At 66.0% G+C, this 24,034-nt stretch carries 18 protein-coding genes; 8 read left to right on the top strand and 10 right to left on the bottom strand.

Annotated elements, in window-relative coordinates:
* Nucleotides 1–55: 55 nt before the first annotated feature.
* Entirely contained in the window at nt 56–631 is a 576-nt protein-coding gene (gene mobA / locus K8374_RS11575) for a molybdenum cofactor guanylyltransferase MobA (RefSeq protein ID WP_224459152.1), read from the top strand.
* Nucleotides 632–755: 124 nt separating this feature from the next.
* Here the strand turns inward: mobA and K8374_RS11570 are convergent, their stop codons facing one another.
* The 5 genes from K8374_RS11570 to peaA all read right to left on the bottom strand — a co-directional run bounded on the left by K8374_RS11570 (nt 756) and on the right by peaA (nt 7,086).
* Nucleotides 756–2,426: a fatty acid CoA ligase family protein gene (locus tag K8374_RS11570; RefSeq protein ID WP_224459151.1), complete on the bottom strand. Its 1,671-nt coding sequence runs from the start codon at nt 2,424–2,426 to the stop codon at nt 756–758.
* Between the two features lie 127 nt (nt 2,427–2,553).
* Nucleotides 2,554–3,675: a quinohemoprotein amine dehydrogenase subunit beta gene (gene peaD / locus K8374_RS11565; protein ID WP_224459150.1), complete on the bottom strand. Its 1,122-nt coding sequence runs from the start codon at nt 3,673–3,675 to the stop codon at nt 2,554–2,556.
* Between the two features lie 32 nt (nt 3,676–3,707).
* Entirely contained in the window at nt 3,708–4,031 is a 324-nt protein-coding gene (qhpC, locus tag K8374_RS11560; RefSeq protein ID WP_224459149.1) for a quinohemoprotein amine dehydrogenase subunit gamma, read from the bottom strand.
* Between the two features lies 1 nt (nt 4,032).
* The gene (peaB, locus tag K8374_RS11555) at nt 4,033–5,463 is read right to left on the bottom strand and encodes a quinohemoprotein amine dehydrogenase maturation protein (protein ID WP_224459148.1); all 1,431 of its coding nucleotides are present in this window, start codon (nt 5,461–5,463) and stop codon (nt 4,033–4,035) included.
* Between the two features lie 57 nt (nt 5,464–5,520).
* A complete protein-coding gene (peaA, locus tag K8374_RS11550) occupies nt 5,521–7,086 on the bottom strand; it encodes a quinohemoprotein amine dehydrogenase subunit alpha (RefSeq protein ID WP_224459147.1) in 1,566 nt (521 codons plus the stop codon).
* Nucleotides 7,087–7,488: 402 nt separating this feature from the next.
* Between peaA and K8374_RS11545 the strand changes: the two genes are divergently transcribed.
* A complete protein-coding gene (locus tag K8374_RS11545) occupies nt 7,489–8,982 on the top strand; it encodes an aldehyde dehydrogenase family protein (RefSeq protein ID WP_224459146.1) in 1,494 nt (497 codons plus the stop codon).
* Nucleotides 8,983–9,103: 121 nt separating this feature from the next.
* Nucleotides 9,104–10,423, top strand: coding sequence for an alginate export family protein (locus K8374_RS11540; RefSeq protein ID WP_224459145.1), 1,320 nt, complete (start codon nt 9,104–9,106; stop codon nt 10,421–10,423).
* A 46-nt stretch (nt 10,424–10,469) separates the two neighbouring features.
* On the opposite strand, the gene K8374_RS11535 is transcribed toward K8374_RS11540, so the two are convergent.
* The 4 genes from K8374_RS11535 to K8374_RS11520 are packed head-to-tail and all read right to left on the bottom strand — an operon-like array spanning nt 10,470 to nt 16,088.
* Nucleotides 10,470–11,780 carry an NAD(P)/FAD-dependent oxidoreductase gene (locus tag K8374_RS11535; RefSeq protein WP_224459144.1) on the bottom strand — a complete coding sequence of 437 codons (1,311 nt, stop codon included), beginning with the start codon at nt 11,778–11,780 and terminating at the stop codon, nt 10,470–10,472.
* Nucleotides 11,773–12,450 (bottom strand): S8 family serine peptidase, encoded by a 678-nt coding sequence (locus K8374_RS11530; protein ID WP_224459143.1) that lies wholly within the window; start codon nt 12,448–12,450, stop codon nt 11,773–11,775. Before K8374_RS11530 ends, K8374_RS11535 begins: the two co-directional genes overlap by 8 nt.
* The gene (locus tag K8374_RS11525; protein ID WP_224459142.1) at nt 12,440–14,173 is read right to left on the bottom strand and encodes an ABC transporter ATP-binding protein; all 1,734 of its coding nucleotides are present in this window, start codon (nt 14,171–14,173) and stop codon (nt 12,440–12,442) included. The genes K8374_RS11530 and K8374_RS11525 overlap by 11 nt, the downstream gene beginning before the upstream one ends.
* A 1-nt stretch (nt 14,174) precedes the next feature.
* Entirely contained in the window at nt 14,175–16,088 is a 1,914-nt protein-coding gene (locus K8374_RS11520) for a sigma-54-dependent Fis family transcriptional regulator (RefSeq protein WP_224459141.1), read from the bottom strand.
* A gap of 430 nt (nt 16,089–16,518) precedes the next feature.
* Between K8374_RS11520 and K8374_RS11515 the strand changes: the two genes are divergently transcribed.
* The 5 genes from K8374_RS11515 (at nt 16,519) to alkB (ending at nt 22,857) form a co-directional block, all read left to right on the top strand.
* Nucleotides 16,519–17,865: a hypothetical protein gene (locus tag K8374_RS11515; RefSeq protein ID WP_224459140.1), complete on the top strand. Its 1,347-nt coding sequence runs from the start codon at nt 16,519–16,521 to the stop codon at nt 17,863–17,865.
* A 32-nt stretch (nt 17,866–17,897) separates the two neighbouring features.
* Entirely contained in the window at nt 17,898–20,132 is a 2,235-nt protein-coding gene (locus K8374_RS11510; RefSeq protein ID WP_224459139.1) for an Ig-like domain-containing protein, read from the top strand.
* A 15-nt stretch (nt 20,133–20,147) separates the two neighbouring features.
* Complete coding sequence (locus tag K8374_RS11505) at nt 20,148–20,630, top strand: curlin (RefSeq protein ID WP_224459138.1); 483 nt, start codon at nt 20,148–20,150, stop codon at nt 20,628–20,630.
* Between the two features lie 16 nt (nt 20,631–20,646).
* Complete coding sequence (locus K8374_RS11500; protein WP_224459137.1) at nt 20,647–22,092, top strand: curlin; 1,446 nt, start codon at nt 20,647–20,649, stop codon at nt 22,090–22,092.
* A 120-nt stretch (nt 22,093–22,212) separates the two neighbouring features.
* Complete coding sequence (gene alkB / locus K8374_RS11495; RefSeq protein WP_224459136.1) at nt 22,213–22,857, top strand: DNA oxidative demethylase AlkB; 645 nt, start codon at nt 22,213–22,215, stop codon at nt 22,855–22,857.
* A 311-nt stretch (nt 22,858–23,168) separates the two neighbouring features.
* Here alkB and K8374_RS11490 read toward each other — a convergent pair whose 3' ends face one another.
* Nucleotides 23,169–24,011 carry a CsgG/HfaB family protein gene (locus tag K8374_RS11490; protein WP_084858975.1) on the bottom strand — a complete coding sequence of 281 codons (843 nt, stop codon included), beginning with the start codon at nt 24,009–24,011 and terminating at the stop codon, nt 23,169–23,171.
* Between the last annotated feature and the right edge of the window lie 23 nt (nt 24,012–24,034).

The following is a 24,034-nucleotide window of genomic DNA, read 5'->3' as shown; positions in this document are numbered from 1 at the left end:
AACACCGGCCTGACATGGGAGGGTTCCCGGCATCGACTGCCTGGAACCCTTTTTCATGTCCACTGCCCTGCCCCCTTGCTCCACGTTGATTCTCGCCGGCGGCCGCGGCCAGCGCATGGGCGGCCGCGACAAGGGCCTGCTGCCCTGGCGGGGCGAGCCGCTGGTGGCGCACGTACAACGGGCGGTGAGGCCGCTGTGCGACGATGTGGTGATTTCCTGCAATCGCAACCACGAGGTCTATCGGGGCTATGCCGACCAGTTGGTGTCCGATGCCGAGGCGGATTTCCCCGGGCCGTTGGCCGGCGTGATCGCTGGGCTCGCGGTGGCGCGGCATGCGTGGGTGGTGCTGCTGGCCTGCGATGCACCCCAGGTCGACCGGGCCTTGATCGAGGGCCTGCTGCGCTTGGCCGTCGAGCACGACAGCCCGGCCATGGTGCGCCAAGGCGGCTATTGGCAGCCGATGTTCAGTGTGTTGCCGCGCAGGGTGCTACCCGTGCTGGAGCAGGCCTGGCGGGAGGGCGAGCGCAGTTTGCAGAAGGCGCTGTTACGCGGGCCGGTGCAGGGGTACGAGTGTGCCGAGGACGACGCCAGATTGAGCAATTTCAACAGCCCCGAACGGCTGGAAGAATAAACTGCCTCGGCCACCCCAATCGCGGGGCAAGCCCGCTCCCACAGGCCCACCGCAGCCTTCACAGGTGCCACATGACTTGTGGGAGCGGGCTTGTCCCGCGATTAGGCCGGTACCACCTGCGCAATTACTGGTCGATTTCCGAGATACTGATCTCGCGCATCCTGAACTTCTGCACCTTGCCGGTCACGGTCATGGGGAACTCATCGACGAAGCGGAAATACCTGGGCACCTTGAAATGCGCAATGCGTGCCTTGGCCCATTCGCGCAGCTCGTCCTCGCTGGCCGTATGCCCGGGGTGGAAACGAATCCACGCCACGATCTCTTCACCGTACTTGCTGCAGGGAATGCCGATCACCTGCACATCGGCCACCGCCGGGTGGGTGAAGAAGAATTCCTCCAGCTCCCGCGGGTAGATGTTCTCCCCGCCGCGGATGATCATGTCCTTGCTGCGCCCGACGATGCGCACATACCCATGCTCGTCCATCACGGCAAGGTCCCCGGTGTGCATCCAGCCGTCGTCATCGATGCTTTCGGCGGTGGCCTTGGGGTTGTTCCAGTAGCCGAGCATCACGCTGTAGCCACGGGTACAGAGCTCGCCGATCTCGCCGCGGGGCACGGTGGCGCCGTCGGCGTCGATGATCTTGCTCTCCAGACGAGGCTGGGTACGGCCCACCGTGGTCACGCGCAGTTCCAGTTCATCATCCGGGCCGGTCTGCAGCGACACCGGGCTGGTTTCGGTCATGCCGTAGGCGATCTGCACCTCGGCCATATGCATCTCGCCGATCACCCGGCGCATCACCTCGATCGGGCAGGTGGCACCGGCCATGATGCCGGTGCGCAGGCTAGAGAGGTCGAAATCGCCACGCTGCGGATGATCCAGCTCGGCGATGAACATGGTCGGCACGCCATACAGAGCCGTGGCCTTCTCCTCGGCCACCGCGCGCAGGGTCGCCAAGGGGTCGAAGGCATCGTTGGGGTAGATAAGGGTGCTGCCGTGGGTCAGGCATCCCAGGTTGGCCATGACCATGCCGAAGCAGTGATACAGCGGCACCGGTACCACTAGACGATCATGCTCGGTCAGGCCCAGGCTCTCGCCGACCATGTAGCCATTGTTGAGGATGTTGTGGTGGCTAAGGGTCGCGCCCTTGGGAAAACCGGTGGTGCCAGAGGTGTACTGGATGTTGATCGGGTCGTTCACCCCCAGCCCCGCCTGGCGTTGAGCCAGTGCCTGCTGGCTGACTTCGTCTGCACGTGCCTGCAGCGCCTGCCAGGCCAGGAACCCAGGCGGCGGCTCGTCGGCCAGGCTGATCACGCCGCGCAGTTCCGGCAGGCGCGCGCAGTCGACCTCGCCGGGGCGACTGTCCTGCAGCCCCGGTACCAGGCCGAGCAGCATGGCGTGGTAATCGGAGGTCTTGAAGGCACCGGCACAAATTATCCAGCGGCAACCCGACTGGCCCAGCACGTAGTCCAGTTCGCTGCTGCGATAGGCCGGGTTGATGTTGACCAGGATCGCGCCGAGCTTGGCACTGGCGAACTGGGTGATGTACCACTGGGCGCAGTTCGGCGCCCAGATACCCAGGCGGTCGCCGGCCTGCACGCCCAAGGCCATCAGCGCCCGGGCATGGCGATCGACGGCCTCGGCCAGGGTGCGCCAGGTGTAGCGCAGGCCCTGGTGGTGAACGATCAGGGCCTCGCGGTCGGGGTAGCGGGCGACGGTGGCGTCGAAGGCGTCACCGATGCATTGGCTGAGCAAGGCTTTGTCTGGATTGCCTTGGGTGTAGCTTGGCTGAGGCATGGCTGCTCTCTTCTTGTTCTGGCGTTCATCGATCGGCCCCTGCGCAGGTACCCGCTCCCACAGGTTCATCGCTGACCGTGTGGCAGCGGGCGTGCCTCGCGATGAGGCCAGCACTGCCTGCACAGGACTACCGGACGAACACCTGGGCGGTGGTGATGGCCATATCGCCCCCTGGCAGCTTGATGTTCTTCACCTTCTTCAGGGTCTGCGGGTCGAACACCGCGATGTCGTTGAAGGTCCCGGCCAGGTACAGCTTGCTGCCGGCGCGGTCGAAGGCCACGCAGTAGTAAGTGTGGTCCAGGTTGGCGGCCTCGATCAGCTTCTGCTGCTTGATGTCGTAGCGCGCCAGGCGGTTGAGCACGCCGTACATCTGGTTGGGGTCCTTGGGCGAGCGCAGGCCGGTGAAATACAGCTCGGTGAGGTCGGCGAACTCCTGGGTGTGGGTCTTTCCGGTCTTCAGGTCCACGCTCAGGTAGCCATACAGCAGCGCGGCTTCGTTCGGGTCCTGCTTGGCATCCTTGAACCTGGCCACGGTATAGAGCATGGAGAACTCGTGCAGCCCGGTCTGGTGCGGCCAGAAATACAGTACATCCGGGGCACTGTAGCCTGGGCGGTTCCAGTTGCGCAGCGCCAGTGCCACCTGGTACTTGCCGGTGTTCACGTCCATCTTGTAGATGTCGGGCCCGGCGACATACAGGCTGCCATCGTCGGCTGCGCGCATCAGGTAGACCTGGCGCGGCATGGGGAAGCTGCGCACGGGCTTGGCGCCCAGGCCATCGGCCGTGCGGAACACCTCCAGGCGCGGAGGCTTGACCACGTAGTGGTCGTTCAGGCGCTGGGTCGGGTTGACCGTGGCGTATATCTCCTTGCCGTCGGGGCTGATGGCGAAGGAGAACATCGAGCGGCCGATTTCGCCGGGCACGCTGGACAAGTTGGCGTGGAAGGTGGTGCCACAGGTATCCAGGTCGATACCGTAGATGTCGCCGAAATGGTTGTTGAGCACGTAGGCGGTGCGGTTGTCCGGCGCCATCATCGCCGTGCCGGGGCCGAAGGCATCGGGCATGCGGCAGGTCTTGTAGAGCGAGTCGCTGGCCACGTCCACCACATGCAGGTTGTTCGGGTAGTTGGTAGCGATCAGGTACTCGTGGCCGGCCTTCAGGGCGGGCCCCGTGTCGGTGGCGTGGGCCGTCCAGGCGCCGGCACAGGCGGCGACGGTGAGCGCGAGCTGTGCGCAGAATCCAGCTTTCATGCGGTTTCCCCTTGTCGTTCTTGTCGGGCCGGTCATTTGTCTTTCGGGAACACGGTGCCGAGGTTGCGCCAGTCGTCCTGGGAGCTGGTCGCCTGGGCGTTCCAGTCCTGGTAGGTGCTCATCATGTCCGGCACCTGGGCTGGCCACCAGCAAGGGTCGGAACAGCCATACAGGTCGGCCTCCATGGGCTGGCACAGTGAGGTGACGCCACCGAAGGCGTCCACTTCCCAGCCCGGATCGGTGGTGGCGGTGCAGCCGGCCACCGCGCTCATGGCCACCACCTCTTCGATGCGGTCTTCGGCAGCGGCCTGTTCAAGGATGCGGGCCTTGTTGTTCAGGGGCTTCAAGTGCTTCATGTCAATGCGCCTTCCGAGGAGTGATGTAGCGATCGATGAAGGCCGGGTTGGCGGCCATGATGCGGCTGTAGACCTCGATGCCGAAGTCCACCCAGTCGCGCATCAGTTCGCAGTAGTGGTAGGTCGGGTGGGTGGGGTCGCCATAGCGGGCATAGCTCTCGTGGTAGCAGCCGCCGGAACACAGGTTGCGGATGCGGCAGCTGTCGCAGCCGGTGCCGCTGCGGTCCAGGCGCTGGGACAGGAAGTCGTTGAGCTGTGCCTGCTTGACGCCCTGGTGCACATTGCCGAAGGTCGGCAGGCTGGAGCCGGTGAAGCGATGGCACAGGTTCAGCTCGCCTTCGTGGTCCACGGCCAGCATCTTCAACCCGGCGCCGCATGGCAGGGCCTTCTTGTGCCCCTCATGAATATCGGTGATCAGCTGGTGCAGGTTGGAAAAACCGATGTTGCGATGCTCCAGCGCTGCCTCCAGGTAGTGCCGCCCCAGGGCCTTCATATTGGTGAAAACCTGTACTAGCTCCTCACCGGTCAGGTTGAAGCTGGCCATGTCGCCCGACGTCACCGGGGCAAAGCCCACTTCGGCGAAGCCCAGCTCGTTGAACAGATGGTTCCAGATGGTCTCTACGTCGGTGATGCCACGGGTCAGGGTAACCCGCGCGCCCACCGGCCGGCTGTGGTAGCGCGACAGCAGCATGTCGACTTTGCGCCGCACCACGTCATAGGTGCCCTGCCCGCCCACGGTGATGCGGTTGCGGTCGTGCACGGTCTTCGGCCCATCGATGCTCACCGAAAGGCCAAAGCGATGGGCGTTGAGCCAGTCGACGATCTCTTCGGTCAGCAGCGTGGCGTTGGTGGTCATGATGAACTCGACCTGCTTGCCCGCCTCGGCAAAACGCCGCTCGCAGTAGGCGACCATGTGTTCGATCAGCGGCCGGTTGGACAACGGCTCGCCGCCGAAGAACACCACGCTGTAGCGCTGCTCGTCGGGCGATTCCTTAAGCAGCATCTCCACCGAGGCCTCGGCGGTGGCTGCGCTCATCTTCTTGCCGGCCGAAGGTTTGTCCAGGTCTTCCTTGTAGCAGTAGGTGCAACTGAGGTTGCAACCGGTATTGACGTTGAGCACCACGGTGTTGAGCGCCGTGCGCTCGACCTTGCGCAGGGCGATCTCCGGCGTCAGCGGCGAGCCGTCGCTGACCAGCTCCAGAGCGATCAGCTCGCGCAAGGTGTCTTCGATGTCCTGGCCGGCGAACTGCCGGCCCAGGCGCTGCACCAGTTCCTCGGCGGAACAGCCTTGCTGGCGCAGGGCATCGATGATACCGCCGGTCACCGCGTCGGCGGCGAACAGCGAACTGCTGGGGATATGGAAGAGCATGCGGTCGGCATCGACCTGCACTTCATGCAGGTTGCGTTCGACCAGGTTCAATAGTGCGCCCATGGCGACCTCTCGATGATTCTTCAGCCCGTTTTCATTGCATGCGCGACAACCGCCCCCTCACGGCAAGGGCGGGTTGTTCCAGCGCTGCACGGTAACGATCATGTGGCCTTCGCCCTTCTGGCCACCGTCCTCGAGTTCTGCGACGACCTTCAGGTTGCCGGCGTTGTTGGTCATCATCTTGCGCTCGGGGTTGGGGCCAGCGCCGGCGGGCATGAAGATGCCGTCGGCCTGCATCTTGCCGGCGAACTTCACGTCCTCGTCTTCGGCGGCGCGTTCGTTGAACGGCTCGACCGTCCACCTGGCCGGCAGGTAGCCGATGCGCAGGGGTTTGCCGTTGGCATCCTTGCCCCAGGCCTCGGCCTCGAAGCGGCCCTGGACCTTGGGCGTGGAGCCGCCGTTGTCGCCAATGCGGGCGATGGAGAAGGCAGGCACCACCTTGACCTCCTCGACTTTGTCGTAGACGGCCAGGCTCACGCCCTTGAGCGCGCCGACGGTCACCTCACGCTGGCCCGGCGCGGCATCGGCCGCGGCGCGAGCCTTGACCCGCACCAAGGTCGGTGTGGACTCCAGCACCTCGGTCACCTCGACCCCCGCTCCCAGCACCGGCTTGCCGGACAGGTCGCTGCCGACCAGGGTGATCTCGCTTTCGCTGCCGGCCTTGATGTACGCCGGCTGCACCGCCAACAGACGTGCCTTGCCCGCCTTCACGGCGGTGAAGTCCAGGCCTCGCTCGTCGTGATCGGCCTCGAACATGCGCCCCGTCATCTCGCCGTCCAGGGCGGCGAACACCTGGCGCAGGGTGCTGTCGCCCACCTTGACGTTGCCGCGCCACTCATAGCCGTTGTAGAGAATCGCCGAGCCGCTGCCGTTGAATGGCGTGCCGTCGGCGTAGGTGCCCTTGACCTCGACCTTGAAGGTGTCGTCTTTATCAGCGGTCACACTCATCACGCCACGCACATCGCCCTTGGCCAGCATGTGCCCACTGAAAGCCCACTGGCCCGGCAGGGCATCGGCCTTGGGCCGGGTCTTCAGCCATTGCGCCCAGGCCGGGTTGTCGAGGGGATAGCGCTTGGCCAGGGCCGGGACCATTTGCTTGAGGGCGATGTCCAGCCAGTCGCGGTCGCGGGCCTGGGCCTGGTATTCGAGGGAGGGCCATTGGCCGAGGTGGAAGTTGACCAGGTGCTCCCATTCCTGGGCCGGGCGGCGCTGCAGCGCCACGCGCGCGCCGGAGTGGCAGCGGCCGCACATCTGGCTGGTCTGGTCGTCGAAGTGCTCGACGGTGTTGAGCCGGCGCTCCATGGCGTAGCGCACGCCTTCGGTTTCGCTAGGCGCCAGGCCCTGTTTGTCGGCCAGGTACTTGACCAGGGTGCGGCGATCATCGTCGCTGATCTGCAGGCCATGCATCACCTGCATGCGGGCGATGCTCATCAGCCAACCTTCCGGGGTCTTGCGCTGGTGGCTGATGCGGCTGTAGTTGTCGTTGCCTTCGGGGGTATGGCACCCCATGCACTTCGATTGCAACAGGCTCGGGCCCTGCTCGGCCGCCATGGCCTGGGTGCTCAGCAGTGCGGCAGCGACCAGCGCCAGTTTGCCCGCATGCCGCCGGAGTCGAGTCGTCTTCAAGGTCAGACCTCCACGGTGTTGTTCTTATCGTTTTCGCACGCTCGGGTACTGCAGGTGCATGTGGCCAGTGCTGATACAGAAAGTGTGCCAGTGTTGGAAAAATCCTTTTTCTTCAAATGGTTGAATGGTTTTTCCGGCAAGTTCCAGGTCGCCATCAGCGAGCCGGAACGTCCCATTTCGCGACAGGCTGTTTCAGCTTGAGACAACCGTTTCGCGGATAAACCTGGGCCACCTGTTTCATCCCCGTCTCACCCCGTCTCAATGTGCAACAGCATAGCCGCCTACCTCCTACCCATCCTTCGGGCAAACCCCTTGCCACTCAAGCCATTGCCGCCTGCGACCGACCTTGGCACGCCCGTTGCGCTACTGCCCGTCACACCCACTGACACGAGGCACCGAACCATGCATTGCGACCTGCCCCTCCTGCCCGCCACCCGCGCCTTCCTCGCGCGCAAGCTGAAGATGCGCATCGGCGCCGACTGGCAGGACGCCGCCAGCGGCCGGACCATCGCCTTGCGCAACCCGGCCACCGGCGAAATTCTCGGCGAAGTGCCTTCCGCCGACCTACAGGACGTGGACCGGGCCGTCAAGGCCGCGCGCCTGGCCTTCGACGATTCCCCCTGGAGCCGCCTGCGCCCTCGTGAGCGGCAGAACCTGCTCTGGCGCCTGGCCGAGCTGATGGAGCGCGACGCCCAGGTGTTGGCCGAACTGGAATGCCTGAACAATGGCAAAAGCGCCGCCGTAGCCCAGGCGATGGACGTACAGCTGGCCATTGACTTCCTGCGCTACATGGCCGGCTGGGCCACCAAGATCGAGGGCAGCACCGTCGAGCCTTCGCTGCCGCTGATGCCCGACAAGCACTTCCATGGCTTCATCCGCCGCGAGGCGGTAGGCGTGGTGGGGGCTATCGTGGCCTGGAACTTCCCGCTGCTGCTGGCCTGCTGGAAACTCGGCCCGGCCCTGGCCACCGGCTGCACTCTGGTGCTCAAGCCCGCCGATGAGACCCCGCTGACCGCCTTGAAGCTGGCCGAACTGGTGGATGAAGCCGGCTACCCCGCCGGGGTGTTCAACGTGGTCACCGGCACCGGCCTGAACGCCGGCGCGGCCCTGAGCAGCCACCCGGGTGTCGACAAGCTGACCTTCACCGGCTCCACCGAGGTCGGCAAGCAGATCGGCAAAGCCGCCATGGACAACATGACCCGCGTCACCCTGGAGCTCGGCGGCAAGTCGCCGACCATCGTCCTGCCCGATGCCGACCTGCAGCAAGCCGCCGCCGGCGCTGCCACGGCGATCTTCTTCAACCAGGGCCAGGTGTGCTGCGCAGGGTCGCGGCTGTATGTGCACCGCAAGCACTTCGACAACGTGGTCGCCGACATCGCCGGCATCGCCAACGGCATGAAGCTCGGCAACGGCCTGGACCCGACCGTGCAAATGGGCCCGTTGATCTCGGCCAAGCAGCAGGACCGGGTCACCGGATACATCGACCTGGGCCGCGAACTGGGCGCCACCATCGCCTGCGGCGGCGAAGGCTTCGGGCCGGGCTACTTCGTCAAGCCGACGGTGATCGTCGATGTCGACCAGCGCCACCGCCTGGTACAGGAGGAAATCTTCGGGCCCGTACTGGTCGCCATGCCTTTCGACGATGTCGACGAAGTGGTGCGCCTGGCCAACGACAACCCTTACGGGCTGGGCGCGAGCATCTGGTCCAACGACCTGGGTACGGTGCACCGGATGATCCCGCGCATCAAGTCCGGTTCGGTGTGGGTCAACTGCCACAGCGCCCTGGACCCGGCCCTGCCATTCGGTGGCTACAAGCTGTCCGGGGTCGGCCGCGAAATGGGGGCCAACGCCATCGAGCACTACACCGAGCTCAAATCGGTGCTGATCAAGCTTTGACCCAAACCCGCGCCCACAGCTACGACGCTGGCCATGTGGGCGCGGGCTTGCCCCGCGCTTGGACCTTGCAGACTACATAACGATTGCGCCAAACCAGAACAAGAACAATGGAGCATCCTCGATGATTCGAATCTCCCCGCTTCTCCTGACCCTGCTGCTCACCACAGCCCTGCAAACCGTCAGCGCTCACGAGCTCTACAACCACAACGGCACTGTCCTCAATGCCGACCTCGAAGCCCTGTTCGGCCTCTTCCACAGCGACGAGAGCTTCAACCAGGCCGGCAATCGCCAGCCCGGTAGCAGCGCCTGGCGCGAGGGGTACGTCAAGTATGGCGTGAGCGCCAGCCAGGCACTGACCGACCGGGGCACCGCGTACGGTGCCTTCAGCCTCCTCAGCTCCGCCACCTGGGGCGATGGCGACGCCGCGGGCCTTAGCCTGGGCGACGAGCGCCGCACGGCCGTGGAGGATGCCTACCTGGGCTGGCGCTCAGGCAACCTGTTCCCGGCCCTGGGCGAGGATGGCATCGATGTGTCCGGTGGGCGCCAAGTGGTGACCCTGGGCGACGGCTTCCTGATCCAGGGCGACCCGGTCAACCTCGGCAAGGTCGACCTGGGCGCCAACTTCAACCGGGGTGGTGCGTACTACCTGGCCGCCCGCAAGGCCTTCGACCGCACCGGCGTGCTGCGCCTGGGCGGCAGCCAGGGCTGGCGCGGCGACCTGATGTGGCTCAAGTCCGACAACCATTACCAGGCCGATACGTCCTTGGCCGTGGGCAACCTAGAGCACGTCGGCGAGGCCGGCACCGTAGGCCTGAGCTGGATCCGCGGGCTCGACGTCGACCAGCGCTACGCCCGGATCATGGGCCTGGAGCACCGCGACGGCATGGACACCTACAGCCTGCGGGGGCGTGGCAGCCTGGGGGTGAAGGACCTGGAGGTGGCCGCCGAATACGTTACCCAAGACCGTACCGGCGGGCATGAGGACGCCTGGTACCTAGAGGGCAACTGGACCTTTTCCTCCCTGCCCTGGTCACCCACCGCCACCTACCGCTACAGCCGTTTTTCCGCAGACTTCGACCCGCTATTCTTCGGCATGAGCCGTGGCTACGGCACCTGGTTCCAGGGTGAAGTGGCCGCCAATTATGCCGGGCCGTTCAACAGCAATACCCAGGTGCATCATGTGGGGCTCAAGGCCAAGCCGCGGGACAACCTGACCCTCGGGGCGCTGTATTTCGACTTCGATACCCTGGACACCGAACAAGGCAACTTCGGTGGGCGCGAGGTGGACCTGTATCTGGAATGGATGGTCAACGACCATCTGCTGATCAGCCCTCTGGTGGGGTTCTATACGCCTGAGCGCAGTGCCGACAATGGTGGCGTGCAGCTGGGCGGGCGGGATACCGGGACCTATCTGCAGGTGGTCGTCGGGACGTTCTTCTAGGCCGCCAGGGACCGATACGCAGTCCTTTCGCGGCGCACGGCCGCTCCTACAGGAGCCCTGCAGGAGCGGCATACCCCTGCTCACCCAACCACCGCACCACCATCGCCCGCTGCTGCGCAGGCACCCTGCCCAACACTGTCTGCAGCGACGCCCCTTGATGCAGCCCCTGAACCACAGGCGCCAGCTCGACGCCCTGCAGGTGCCAGATCCCCAGCGGCTGGTCCGCCGTCACCACCACCTCGGCCTGCGCCACCAGCCCATCGCGCAGCACCGGCCGACGTTCGACCCTTACCGCCTGCCAATGCGCGGCAACATGCATCGGCCGCGCATCCGGCCAGGCCCTGCGGCGCGTCCAGAAGCCATGGCCGGCCTTTTCCAGTTCCTGAGCGTAGAAGTCCCGCCCGGTGCGGGCGAAACGCAGGAACAACTGCTCCACCCGATCCTGGTGGAACTGCCGGGCCAGGGCCGCCCGCGCAGGCTCGCGCAACAGCGTGTTGACCACCACCGGCGCCTGCAGCGCCGACGACAGCGATTGGAAAATCCCATTCCCCGACAGTGGGTCCACGGCCATGGCCGCGTCCCCCACCCGCACCCAGTCCGCCCCCACGCAGTCGCCGGCCAGGATCGCCGTGCTGCTGCGGGCGTGCACTTCGCTGGGCCGAAAGGCCTGCTCGTCGAACAGCTGCGCCACCAGCGCCGAACGCCGCCTTCGCTCGGCGCAGTATTCGGGCAAGGCAGCCTTGCCGGGTAACCCGGCGGCATCCAGGGTTACCTGCCAGTAGCAGCGGCCATCGGCCAACCGTGCCATCCAGGCCCAGCCGTCCTCCAGGCTCTGTACCGCCGAGGCGGGCTCGCCCGGCGTGCTCTGCCAGAGGTTCAACAGGCTGACGGTCTCTGGGCCTCGCAGCCGGTCTGCGGCCAAGGGCGCCTGGCGACCACGAGCCTCGACCAGGAACGGCCCATGCAGCACCTGACCGTCGTTGAGCAGCACGTGATATCCGTCCTGGTGCCGCACCTCCCGCACTCGGCCTTCGACCACGGTCACACCGGCGCGGTAAAGATCGTCCCGCAAGGCCTGGTCGAAACGCTGGCGATCGAGCAAATACTCCTGGTTTATCCGCAGCTGTTCGCCGTTCCAGTGTACCTGGCGGGTCGCCAGCACCGCCGCCTCACGCACCGCGCCATCAAGCCCGGCATGGCGCAGCCCTTCCAGTACTCGCTGGGAAACCCCTTCCACGGCGGCAAAACGGCGCCAGTCGGAGACCACCGTGACCCGATAGCCAAGCCGACGCAGCCCAAGGGCCGTCGCCGCACCGGCCGGGCCCGCGCCCAGTACCAGCACCTGTGGCTCAGCCATCACCGAGGCGCCTGCGCTCTGGTCCGGTATAGGCGGCACCGGCCCGCAGGTGCGCCAACACGTGCTCGCGGCCAAGGCCCGGATGCGCAGCCAGCCAGGCCGCGATCCGCCCACTGAGCGCGGCGCAGGCCAGGCTCGCACCCGCCATGGTCCGCCCGCCCACCGGGCCACCCAGGTCGGCCTGGGCGCTGCCCAGCCAAGACCACTGCCCTGCTGCGCAACGGGCATCGCCGGTGATGCGTATCACGCCCGGATAGCTGGCCGGGTATACCGGGCTGCCCTGGGCCGGGCTGGAGGCGCACAACACCAGGCCGGCCGCCTGGGCCTCGGCACAGGCCTGGCGCAACACCGGGCGGTCCTGGTGCAAGCCCAGGCTTAGGTTGACCAGGTTCGCGCCCTGCTCCACCAGCCACAGCAAGGCGGCGGCCACCTGCAAGGCGCTGGTGCTCCATTGGCGGTCGAAGACCTGGGCCATCAGTACCGGCAACTCGCTGGCCTGCGCCTGTACACCCGCCAGCACCGCGCTGCCGTGGCCCAGGCGATCAGGCAACAGCGCACCTTCGCGCAGCATGCCGTCCTCCAACCAGAAGCGCCGTGCCGCCAGCAGCTGCCCGGCCTGCTCGGGCGAGCAACCGCTGTCGATCACGCCGACCCGTACGTCACCGGCCATGGCCCGCCACCTCCCGGGGCAGGACGTGCAGTTGGCCATCGTGCAGATGCAGGTGCAGGTCGGCATCGGCCAAGGTCGAAGCGCGGTGGCTGATCAGGATGCGGGTGCGCCCGGCGAACAGCTGGTCGATGGCGGCGATCACCTCGCGCTCGGTGGTTTCGTCCACCGCCGAAGTCGCCTCGTCGAGCACCAGGATTGCCGGATCCTGCAACAGCGCCCTGGCGATGGCGATGCGCTGCTTCTGGCCGCCGGAAAGCTGTTGGCCGCGCTCGCCGAGCAAGCCGTCCAGGCCCAATGGCAGGCTTTGCACCAGGCTGTCCAGCCGGGTCAAGCTCACCACCCGCTGCAGATCCGCCAGGTTCGCTTCGGGTGTGCTGTACGCCAGGTTCTGCGCCAAGGTGCCACGAAACAGCACGATGTCCTGGCTGACCACCGCGATGCGTCGGCGCAAGGCCGGCAGGCTCAGTTCGCGCAAGTCGATGCCGTCGAGCAGGATGCGTCCGGCATCGGGGTCGTAGAAACGCTGCAGCAAGTCGATCAGGGTCGACTTGCCCACCCCCGAGGCACCGCTGACGGCCACCTTCAGGCCACCCGGAATATGCACGTCCACCTTACCCAGCACCGCGCCCTGGCGCCCAGCATGGGCAAACTCCACCGCCTCCAGGCGCAGCTCGCCCGGCCCTTGCGGCATCGGCTGCGGGTTGTCGGCCTCGCGCACCGCCACCTGTGCCTGCTTGAGCTCCATCACCCGCCCCAGGCTCACCGCCATGCGCTGCACCGCCACGTACAGACCCAGCAAGCTCTGCACCGGGCCAACGGCCATGCCCAGGTAGGTGGAAAAGGCGATCAGCGCACCCAGTTGCCAGGTGCCTTGGATCACCCACCAGCCCCCGATCAGGAAGGCACAGGCCCGGCACAGCGAGGTCAACGTGCCAGGCACCGCCTGGGTGAAAAATTCGGCGACCTGTACCTTGAGCAACTGGCCCATATAGCCCTGGCCGAGCCGCTCCAGACGCCCCGCCTCGCGGTCCTGCTGGCCGGCCGCCTGGATGAATTTCATCGCCGGCAGCGTCTCGACCAGGAACGACGACACATCCGTCGAGCGCTCGCGCAGGCTGCGCACTTCGCGTTCGACCTTGCGTCGCATCCAGCGCAACCAAAGCACTTCGATCGGGACCAGCAATGCCAGCAGCAGCGACAGCTGCCAGGACAGCATCAGCATCAGGCCGACCGCACCGACCAGGCCGATCACGCTGGACACCGCCGAGAACAGCGAGTCCACGGCAAAACGCTGGATCTCAGCGACATCGCCGTCGAGCCGGGAGAGGATGTCGCCGGTGCGCCGTTGCCCGTAGAAGCCCGGCGAAAGCCGCTGCAGGTGGCGGTACAAGTCGTCGCGCAGGGCGAACAGGATGCGCCCGGACAAGCGGGTGTGCAGGTAGCGGTTGATGCCTGACAACACCGTAGCGAGCAGCCCGGCGGCGATCATGACCGCCGCCATGTGCCAAAGCGTGGTGTAGTCCCGTGCCAGCAGGCCTTCATCGATCAGCGTCTTGACCAGCCAGGGCTGAGCCAGGGCCAGCAGCGAAGCCGCCAGGGACAACCCCAGCAGCAGCGCGATGGCACGCCGCTGTGGGCGCACGAAGCCATACAGCCAGGCCAGGGCCTGGCGCATCAGCACCGGGTCGCTGGTTTCCACCAGCCGCGCGAACAGGCCGCCCATGTCAGCCGCGCAGCTGCTTGAGCTTGCGGTAGAGGGTCGCCCGGCTGATGCCCAGGGCCTCGGCCGCCGCCGAGACATTGCCCTGATGCCGGGCCAGGGCGCCGCGGATCAGCTCCAGCTCGTTCTCGCGCAGGCTGCCCGACGGCGCTACGCCGCTGGCCAGCTCGTCCAACAGGCAGTCGGTGAGGTGGTCCAGGCCCAGCACCTGCTCGCCGTCCTCGCGCATGGCCAGTGCAGTGCGCAGCACCATTTCCAGTTGGCGGATGTTGCCCGGCCAGTCGAAACCGTCGAGTAGCTCGGCCAGGGCCGGGTCCAGGGTCACGCCCTTGGCGCCGAACTTGTGCAAAAGGCCCTCGACGATGCCTGACAGGTCATCCCGCTCGCGCAGTGCCGGCAGACGCAGGGAGACGCCGTTCACCCGATAGTACAGGTCTTCGCGAAAACGTTGTTCGGCGACCAAACGCTTGAGGTCGCGGTGGGTAGCGCAGATCAGCGCCACGTCGATCTCCTGCTCCTCGCCGGCACCCAATGGCGCCACCCGGCGCTCCTGCAATACCCGCAGCAAGCGGGCCTGCAGTGCCAGGGGCATGTCGCCGATCTCGTCGAGGAACAGGGTGCCACCGTGGGCCTGCATCAATCGCCCGACCATGCCGCCCCGGCGCGACCCGGTGAAGGCGCCCTCGCGGTAGCCGAACAGCTCGGACTCGATCAACCCTTCCGGGATGGCCGCGCAATTGACCGCCACGAACGGTTTTTCCGCGCGTGGGCTGGCCTGGTGCAAGGCACGGGCCGCCACTTCCTTGCCGGTACCGGTTTCGCCAAGCAACAGCACCGGCAAACCGTTGACCAGGCCTTGGCGCGCCATGCGTAAGCCACGCGCCAGGCGCGGGTCACCTCCGCCGAGGGCCTCCAGGGCAAGCGACTGGGCGGCCTTCACAGGTTTGCCCGGCGCCATGGCACCGTTGAAGCTGCCATGACGTGGCAATTGCAGGGCGCGGAAGAAGAATTCGCCCTTGGCTGTCTGCACGCTGCTCACCCCGCCCTGCCACAGCCGGGTGATGAAGGCAGGGGAGCGCTCGCCAAGCAGGTCGCTGCTGCGTCGGCCAATCAGTGCCTGGCGCGACACCTGCAACAACTGGCAGGCGTTGTCGTTGGCCGCCATCACTTCACCGTCCAGGCTAAGCGCCAACAGCCCTTGCCAGGCACTGGCGAGGTACTGCGGGCGGCTGTGAAAGGCCAGCACCAGGTGTTCGGGGTGGTACAGGCCGAACAACCGGCCCTCGATGTTGCCGGCCGCGAGCATCAGTGCGGTGAGGTTGTCCTGGGGTTGGGTCATCACCCCTTCGCGGGTGATGTCGAGCACACCGATCACTTCGCCGCGCGGGTCGCGCAGCGGCACCGAGGTACAAGAGAACGGGCTCAGGCGGTCGAGGTAGTGCTCGCCGCAGTTGATCAGCGTGGGCCGGCCTTCGACCACCGCCGTGCCGATGGCGTTGGTGCCACGCAGCGACTCGCTCCAGCAACTGCCCGGGTGCAGGTCGCGCAGACCTTCGCGGCCAAGCACCTGGGCCTGGCCTTCGATGGCCAGGACGTTGGCCTGGGCGTCGCCGAGGATGACGATGCCACTCTTGCCCTGGCGCTTGACCAGGTAGTCCAGGTCGGGCGTCACGGCATCGATCAACAGACGGTTGTGCTCGAGCAGCGCGCGCAAGTCATGGCCGGCTCCCGTTCCCAGGCCCACCTGCTCGCTCTGCAGGCAGTCCAGGCCATGGCCAAGGCTGCGTCGCCAGGAGGCGTCGATCTCCTCGCGCAGCATCCCGGAAGGCAGCTCGCCTTCATTGGCCAGCTTCAGGCGGGCCTGGCGGGATTCGTGCAATGGATCTGAGGCGTTTGTTGTAAGTAGTTGTCGCGCCATCGTTAACTCCAGCTGTGCTCCTGCAGTCAGGAGCAACGGGCTTCGGGACTCGTTGCAGTGTGCGTCAGAATCCGCGCGCCGTCATCCGGCTGGGGAAAGCGTGGCATAAAGTTTACGTTTACGTAAAGGGCGAAAGCCCTGGCCAGCCGACGGAGATATCAGGCACGCCCTAATCGCGGAACAAGCCCGCACACAAGGACGGCTGGGTTATCTTCCACTGGCCGACGCTACAACGGGTGATGTTGCCCCCGGCATTCCCCAATGCTGGGGACCACAGCCCACCGCCGCTCCCTGCAAACGCAACTCGAAGCCCCTCTATAACCTTCGTCCTAGAGCCCTTCAAGCGACCTATCGATAAATTGGCACGGCTGTTGCCGATCCCTCATCAGACGCCCCAACCCATGGGCCCGTTTGCAGGAGGGTTTGACTCATGCACCGATTGACACCCCACCCGCTGGCAGTGGCGATCTTCGCCAGCATGCTCCAGCTTCCGGCCCAGGCTGCGCTCAACGCGGTCGACCAGGGCACCTACCTACCCGAGAACGGCGGCTTCGCCGCCTGGTACCAGGACACCCATGGCCGGACGCTCGACCTGTGCCTGTCCAAGGCAGTGAGCTCCCGGGCGCCCGCTACCCCCGGCGCACCGTCGTACATGTGCACGCTGCTGCCGACCCCCGGTGTGTTCGACGATACGAAGCCGATCGCCTTCCCTACCAACTTCCCCGACGAAGCCTTCTGGTTCACCGGTGACGCCTCCATCGTCGATGCCGCCCGGGGCATCGACCTTGGCTACGTCTCGGCGATCGAGGCGGCGTTCAGTGCCGAGGAGCCCAAGGAAGGCGACCAGATCAGCTTCGCCCGGATACGCATCCGGGTCGACGTACCGACCGCCGGGACCTACATCATCACCCACCCCTACGGCGTCGAAGTGTTCGACGTGACTACCCCGGGTACACGAGCGATCAACATGACCCGCGACATCGGCATCGGCTCACCGGGCAACTTCACCGGCGCGCTCAAGGGCGATGTCGGGCCGTTCCTGCGCAGCGTCAACGGCCCCTACACCGAGACCAACCCGGAAACCGGTGCGAGCGAGCAGTTCGTGGGCGACCCCAACCTGGAAGAGCGTGTGACCGGCAGCCCGTTCAATACCAACTACGTGCGCATCGAAGGGCCCAATGGCCTGGATCTGCGCACCGAACTGTTCGCCGTGTCCGGCAAGCTGTCCACGGTCAACCTGCCGACCCCGCTGCTGCCACAGCGCAGCACCTATTCACGGCATTTCGAGAATGGCGACCTGCGCGCTCAGCAGGATGTCTTCGTCATGGCCCCACCACCACCAGCCACCGTCACCCTGACCAGCCAGACGCCCAACCTGTCGCTGACCGAAGCCAACGGCACCGGTGCCTGGTACGCCCAGTCGGCACTCGACCCGACGCTGCCTGCAAGCCTTGGGATCACCGCCGACAACAGCGTGTCCATCCCCACCAGCAGTGCCACCAGCGCCAACCTGCCGCTGACCGACCTGGTGACCATCACCCGCGCCGAATACAGCCTGTCCAAGGCCGAGCTGACCTTGGTCGCTGCCACCAGCGACGAAACCACGCCCCCGACCCTTACCGCCCGCACCGGCAACGGCGCGCTGATCGGCGACCTCGGTGGCGAAGGTGCGGTGAAGTCACTCACCCGTGGGCTTTCGCCCCTTCCGCCGGCCACGGTGCAGGTCACCAGCGCCCATGGCGGCAGCGACAGCGAAGACGTGGTGCTGGTGCCATGAACAGACAAAGGCCCCGCCTTCAAGGAGGCAGCATGAATACTTGGCCACGCCGCGCGCTGTACGCAGCCGGGCTTTCCCTTACCCTCTCCGGCGCGGCCTGGGCCACGCTCACCGAGGTCGACCCAGGCCCCTACACCCTTGCCACCGGTGGCTACCCAATGTGGTACAAGGACGCCAGCGGCCTGTCCCTGGAGCTGTGCCAGTCGCGCGCCACCAGCTCGCGGGCACCCGGCGCGCCAGGTGCTCCGGCCTACATGTGCACCCTCCTGCCAGAACCTGGTGTCTACGACGACACTTTGCCGCTGGTGTTCCCGGACAACTGGCCACCGGAGATGTTCTGGTTCCTGGCCGAGACCGATATCCCTGCAGTCGGCAACAGCGGCTATGAGCTGGAAGTCTATGTCGCCGGTATCGAGGCCGCGTTCGCCGCCGAGAACCCGGTCGATGGCGACCAGCAGAGTTTCGCCCGTATCCGTATCCGCGCTTCGGTCCCTACCGCCGGTACCTACACCATCACCCACCCGTATGGCGTCGAAACAGTCGTGGTCAACACCCCTGGCCGTCGGGCGATCAACATCACCCGCGATATCGGCATCGGTGCGCCAGGCGACTTCAGCGGAGCCTTGCGAGGCGATGTCGGGCCGTTCCTGCGCAACGCCAGCGGTGCGCTGTATACCGAGATCAACCCGGACACCGGCGCGCTCGAATCCTTCGTCGGCGATCCGAACATCTCCCAGGAGGTCATCGGCAGCCCGTTCGACACCAACTTCGTGCGCATCGAAGGCCCGGCCGGCACCATCCAGACCAATTCTTTCACCCTCTCCGGCAAGGTCCTCGACCCGCGGGCGCAGACACCTGCCACCCTGGAGCGCGCCACCTACCAGCGCAACGGCAATGGCACCCGCGTCGAAGTTTTCGCCAAGGCCCCGGGCGATGCCAGCGTATGCATGCGCTTTGGCCTGGCGCTGGTCGGCTCGCCGGCCACGCCCTGCCAGTTCGACCTGTTGGCCGATAACAACGGCCTGTTCTTCAGCCACCAGCTGAACCAGGAAGCACCGCCCTCGGTGGTGGTGGTGACCGCGACCAGCCCGGCCCCGGACACCCGGCCAACAGCCTTGTCGAGCAAGCTCACCGACGTGGTCAAGGTCAACACCGCGCGCTACGAGTGGGCGAACAAACGCCTGGTGATCGAGGCCAGCTCCAGCGACGAAGTGCAAGTGCCCGACCTGGTTGCGCAGGGCTATGGCCGCCTGTCCAAGGGCGGCATCGTGCAGACCCTGACGGTCAATGACCTGCCCCAACCGCCCGCCAGCGTCACGGTGAAGTCCGCCGCCGGTGGCAGCGATGTCGAGCCGGTGGTGGTGGTCGGCAATGCCCCGGTCGCGGCCGAGAACCAGCCACCACTGGCCCAGGCCGATGTCGCCAGCACCAGTGTCGGCGTCCCCATCACCCTTAGCCTGCTGGAGAACGACAGCGACCCGGACGGCAACGTGCCGCTGGTCATCGCCGACCTTACCCAGCCCGGCACCGGCCTCGGCTCGGTCGTGACCAACGGCAGCACGGCGGTCACCTATACCCCGCCATCCGGCGCTACGACTGCCTTCACCGCCACGTTCAGCTACCGCGCCCAGGATGCCAAGGGCCTGAAGTCGGAACCGGCCACGGTGACTGTCAACGTCGCCCCCAACCAGGCGCCAACCGCTGTCGCGGACAGCGCAGCGACCCTGGGCGTGCCACTGACCATCAACGTGCTCGCCAACGACACCGACCCGGAGAACAACCTGCCGCTGGCCGTGGCCAGTGTCGGCCAGCCACCTGCAGGCCAAGGTACGGTCAGCACCGATGGCAGTACCGTCACCTATACGCCCCCGGCCACGGTCACCGCGCCTTTCACCACCACGTTCACCTACGTGGCGCGTGATGCCCTGGGCGCCTTGTCCGGTAACGGCACGGTCACCGTGCAGGTGTCGCCACGCCCGGCCCAGGAAACCTTCACGGTGACCACCGCGACAGTCACGGCGCGTTCCAACAACCGTTTCAACTGGGATTTCGGCGGCACGTCCTCGGTGACTACCGGCAATACCGTCACGGTGCAAGTGACCACGCCAAACGGCCTGGTGACCCTTGGCAGCGTGCCTGTACCGCTGACCGGACGCTGGCGCCTGATCGTGAGCAACAGCACCACCATCGTGCCATCGGCCAACCCGACGGCGACCATCACCACCAGCCAGGGCACCACGCGTACCGTGCCGGTGGTCGTGCAGTAGCCCAGGGAGGACGCCATGAAACCCCTGAACCCCTTGCTGCTCTGCCTGGCCCTGGCGGGCCAGGCCCTTCAGCCCGGCTGGGCCGAAGACCTGATGGACAACGCCGACCTTGCGGTCGGCAGCGACCTCGGCGAACCGGTGATCGTGCGCCTGCTGCCGGCCGGCGCTGGCCAGGTGGCGGTGATCGAGCAGCAGGGGTCGGGCAATCGTGCCGCCCTCGACCAGAACGGCCAGGCCCTGCTGGGCCGCATCGTCCAGGCCGGGGGTGCGCAGGAGGCGTACATCCTGCAGGAAGGCAACGACCTGATGGCCTCGATCGTCCAGCAGGGCCAAGGCAACAACGCTGCGATCCGCCAGAGCGGCAGCAACAACAGCGCGTCGATCGAACAGATCGGCAACTACAACAACGCCAGCATCGAGCAACGAGGCACGGGGCTGACCAGCGCCGTGACTCAGGCCGGCAACGGCCAATACGTTCAGATCACCCAATACCGATAGACCTGGAGGCACCACCATGTTCAAGCTCGCTCCCTTAAGCGCCGCCATTGTCCTGGCGGTCGCCGGCCAGGCCATGGCCACCGACAGCGTCTCGGAACAGTCCCAGCAGGGCACCGAGAACATCGCCGAAGTGCTGCAGAACCTGGCACCGAACGCCACGATCATCCAGGACCAGACGGGTCTGGGCCACAACCACATGGCGGTGCAAGACACCAGCACCAGCCAGATCGAGCAAACCGCCACCGGCTCCTACAACGCCGGCTACGGCGACCAGATCTTCGAGAACGGCAGCACGCTGACCCAGAAGTCCGGCGGCAGCGGCAACGACAACTTCGCCAGCCAGTCCCTGGGTAGCGAAAACCAGTCGCTGCAGATCCAGCAAGGCAGCGAGAACCGCTCCCAGGTGTTCCAGGACTCGCAAATGGGCAGCAAGGCCACCACCGAGCAACAAGGCAGCGGTAACGATGCAGTGGTCGAACAGCTGTTCGGCGGAACCAACAACCGCAGCCTCATCAGGCAAGAGGGGACCGGCAACACCGCCGCCGCCGAACATCTGTTCCATGAAAATGGCGATATCAAGATCCAGCAGGCCGGCACCGGTAGCTGGGCCTACGGTGACCAGCGCGACGGCCTGGGGGGAACCCTGGAAATCCAGCAGGTCGGTACCGGCCACTCCGTAGAGGTGTGGCAGGACACCCAGATCGCCAGCCAGGCCAGCGTGTACCAGCAAGGCCAGCTCAACGAAGGCTACATCGACCAGAGCTTCGGCCAAGGTAACAGCGCGAGCCTGTCCCAGAGCGGCCAGCGCAACGCCAGCTGGTCGGACCAGTTCGAGACCAACCAGTCGGTCACCAGCATCACCCAGAACGGCAATGACAACCTGCACTTCACCTACCAGAACGGCGACAACCACAGCCTGGTCATCAGTACCACTGGCAATGGCAACAAGATCCAGGCCAGCAACTGGAAAGGCGACCGCGAAGGCGGCCAGTTCGGTGTCGGCCAGAAAGCCCAGATCACGCAGAACGGTGTCGCCAACACAGTGAACATCACCCAGAACGGCCTGCAGCAGTTGGCCAAGCTTGGCCAGAAAGGCACCGGCAACACCATGCTGACGAATCAGGCCGACAACAACAATGAGCTGTACTTCGAGCAGAACGGCACCGACAACCTGTTGATCGCCGACCAGCGCGACAACGGCAACTACGCCGCCGGCCTGAGCACAGGTACCGGCAATACCGTTACCCTCGACCAGTCCGGCCAGTACAACCAGAGCTACACCTACCAGCTGTACGGTAGCGGCAACGAAGCCACCATCAAGCAGGTCGACAGCGCCAACGTCGCCTATGTGACACAGGGAGGCACCAACAACCAGGCCTTCGTGGACCAGAGCAGCATGAACCAGAGCGCCACCATCACCCAGTACGGCACCGCCAACCTGGCCACCGTCACCCAGCAATAACCCCCTTCCCCTTGGACCGCGGTGTTCCCTCTCCCTGGCGCCGCGGTTCCTTTTTCCAGCGATTGGGCCGACAGGCGCAACGACGCTACAATGGCCGCACACCCAATCGACGCAGCCACTATGATCCAGTCCGACCTCGACCTGTTCGGCCCCCAGCCGCAGCGCCTGGCCAGCCATACCGTGCTGTTGCCCGGCTTCGCCCTGGCCGAGGTCGAGACGCTGCTCGATGCCCTGCGCCCGGTGCTGCGCGCCGCGCCCTTCAGGCACATGCGCACCCCTGGCGGCCTGCACATGGCCGTGGCCCTGACCAATTGCGGTGCCCAGGGCTGGGTCAGCGACGAACAAGGCTATCGCTACAGCCCTACCGACCCCAGGACTGGCAAGCCGTGGCCGGCGATGCCCCAGGTGCTGCTCGAGCTCGCGGCACGTGCCGCCGATGCAGCCGGTTTCGAGGGGTTCGTGCCCGATGCCTGCCTGATCAACCATTACCTGCCCGGCACCCGCCTGACCCTGCACCAGGACCGTGACGAGCGCGACTTCGGCCAGCCGATCGTGTCGCTGTCCCTAGGCTTGCCAGCGGTGTTCCTGTTTGGCGGGCTGCACCGTTCGGACCAGACCCAACGGATACCCTTGAGCCATGGCGATGTGCTGGTGTGGGGTGGCGAGGATCGCCTGCGGTATCACGGGGTGATGCCGATCAAGCCTGGCGTGCACCCGAGGATGGGAGAGCGGCGGATCAACCTTACATTGCGCAAGGCCAGGTAACGCAGTCGCGGCACAAGCCGAGCTCCAAACGCTGTAGGAGCGGGCTTGTCCCGCGATTGGGCCGGCCCAGCCACCGCGGTTGTATGGCAAGGGCTTCGCCCTTGATCGCGGGACAAGCCCGCTCCCACAGGCCTCGTCAAATCAATGAGTTATGCGTTGTTCTATGAGAGCGGGCGACAGCCTGCGATGGGCTGCAAAGCAGCCCCAAGCCTTCAAACAGTGGGCCCCTCCAGGCTCAAGGGGCCGCTTTGCGGCCCATCGCAGGCTGTCGCCAGCTTCAACAAGCTCCTGCACAATCAGACAGCAGTGCCCTACTGCTGCTGGTACTGGCTCAGGTACTTGTCCAGCACCGCCTTGTCGCCGCTGCCATCGCCCGCCACCTGCCACAGTCGGCGCTCGATGCCCTGGGCCAGCAGGTGGCCTACCGCCGCCTCGATGGCCGAAAGCACGCACAGCTGGGCCGGCTCGTTGGTGGTGTAGCCGACCTCGGCCTCCAACAGCTTCTTGAATTCGATGAACTTGAACACCCCGGCACTGCGCCCGACCGAATAGATGGTCTTGCTGGTCATCACGTTGGCCAGCACCTGGCCGCTGCGCACGTCCACCGCCCGCAGGTTGACGGTGACCTGGTCGACCCGGTACTCACGGGAGATGTCGATACCCAGGTAGCGGGCACCCTCGCCGCCGCTGCGTACGTTGGTGTCATAGGCGATGATGCCGCCCTCGAGCATCAGGTTGGCCGCCTGCAGGGGCGGCAGTTCGCCCTGGATGTTCAGCGGCACGTCCGGCTTCTTCTGCGAGGCGCGGATGATCTTGCGTTCGGTCAGCAGGTTCTGCAGCCCCTCGCGTTCGAGCACCACGAACCAGCCACTGGCATTGAGCGCATCCATCAGCATGCTGGCCGCCCCCTGGGTGACGCTGGTGGAGAACGAGCTGGCCGGGGTCGGCTTGTACTGGCCGGTCTGGTCGCGGAAGCCGTAGACCACCGCCATCAGCCTGCCCTTGGGCCGCGGCATGTTGATCAGGTCGTAGTAGGTCGAGGCGCGCGGCGTCAGGGTCGGGATCGCCCCGTCCTGTTCGGCGGGCATGGGCTCGCGCAGGCCGCAGCCTTGCAAGGTGGCGAGGATCAGCAGTGTGCTCAGCAGGCGTTTCATGGTCGTTCTCCCCTATCGGCCTT

This window comes from Pseudomonas sp. p1(2021b), assembly GCF_020151015.1.
GTDB classification, from domain to species: domain Bacteria; phylum Pseudomonadota; class Gammaproteobacteria; order Pseudomonadales; family Pseudomonadaceae; genus Aquipseudomonas; species Aquipseudomonas putida_K.
The sequence above is the reverse complement of the archived record's forward strand: the minus strand, read 5'-3'. Positions and strand labels throughout refer to the sequence as shown.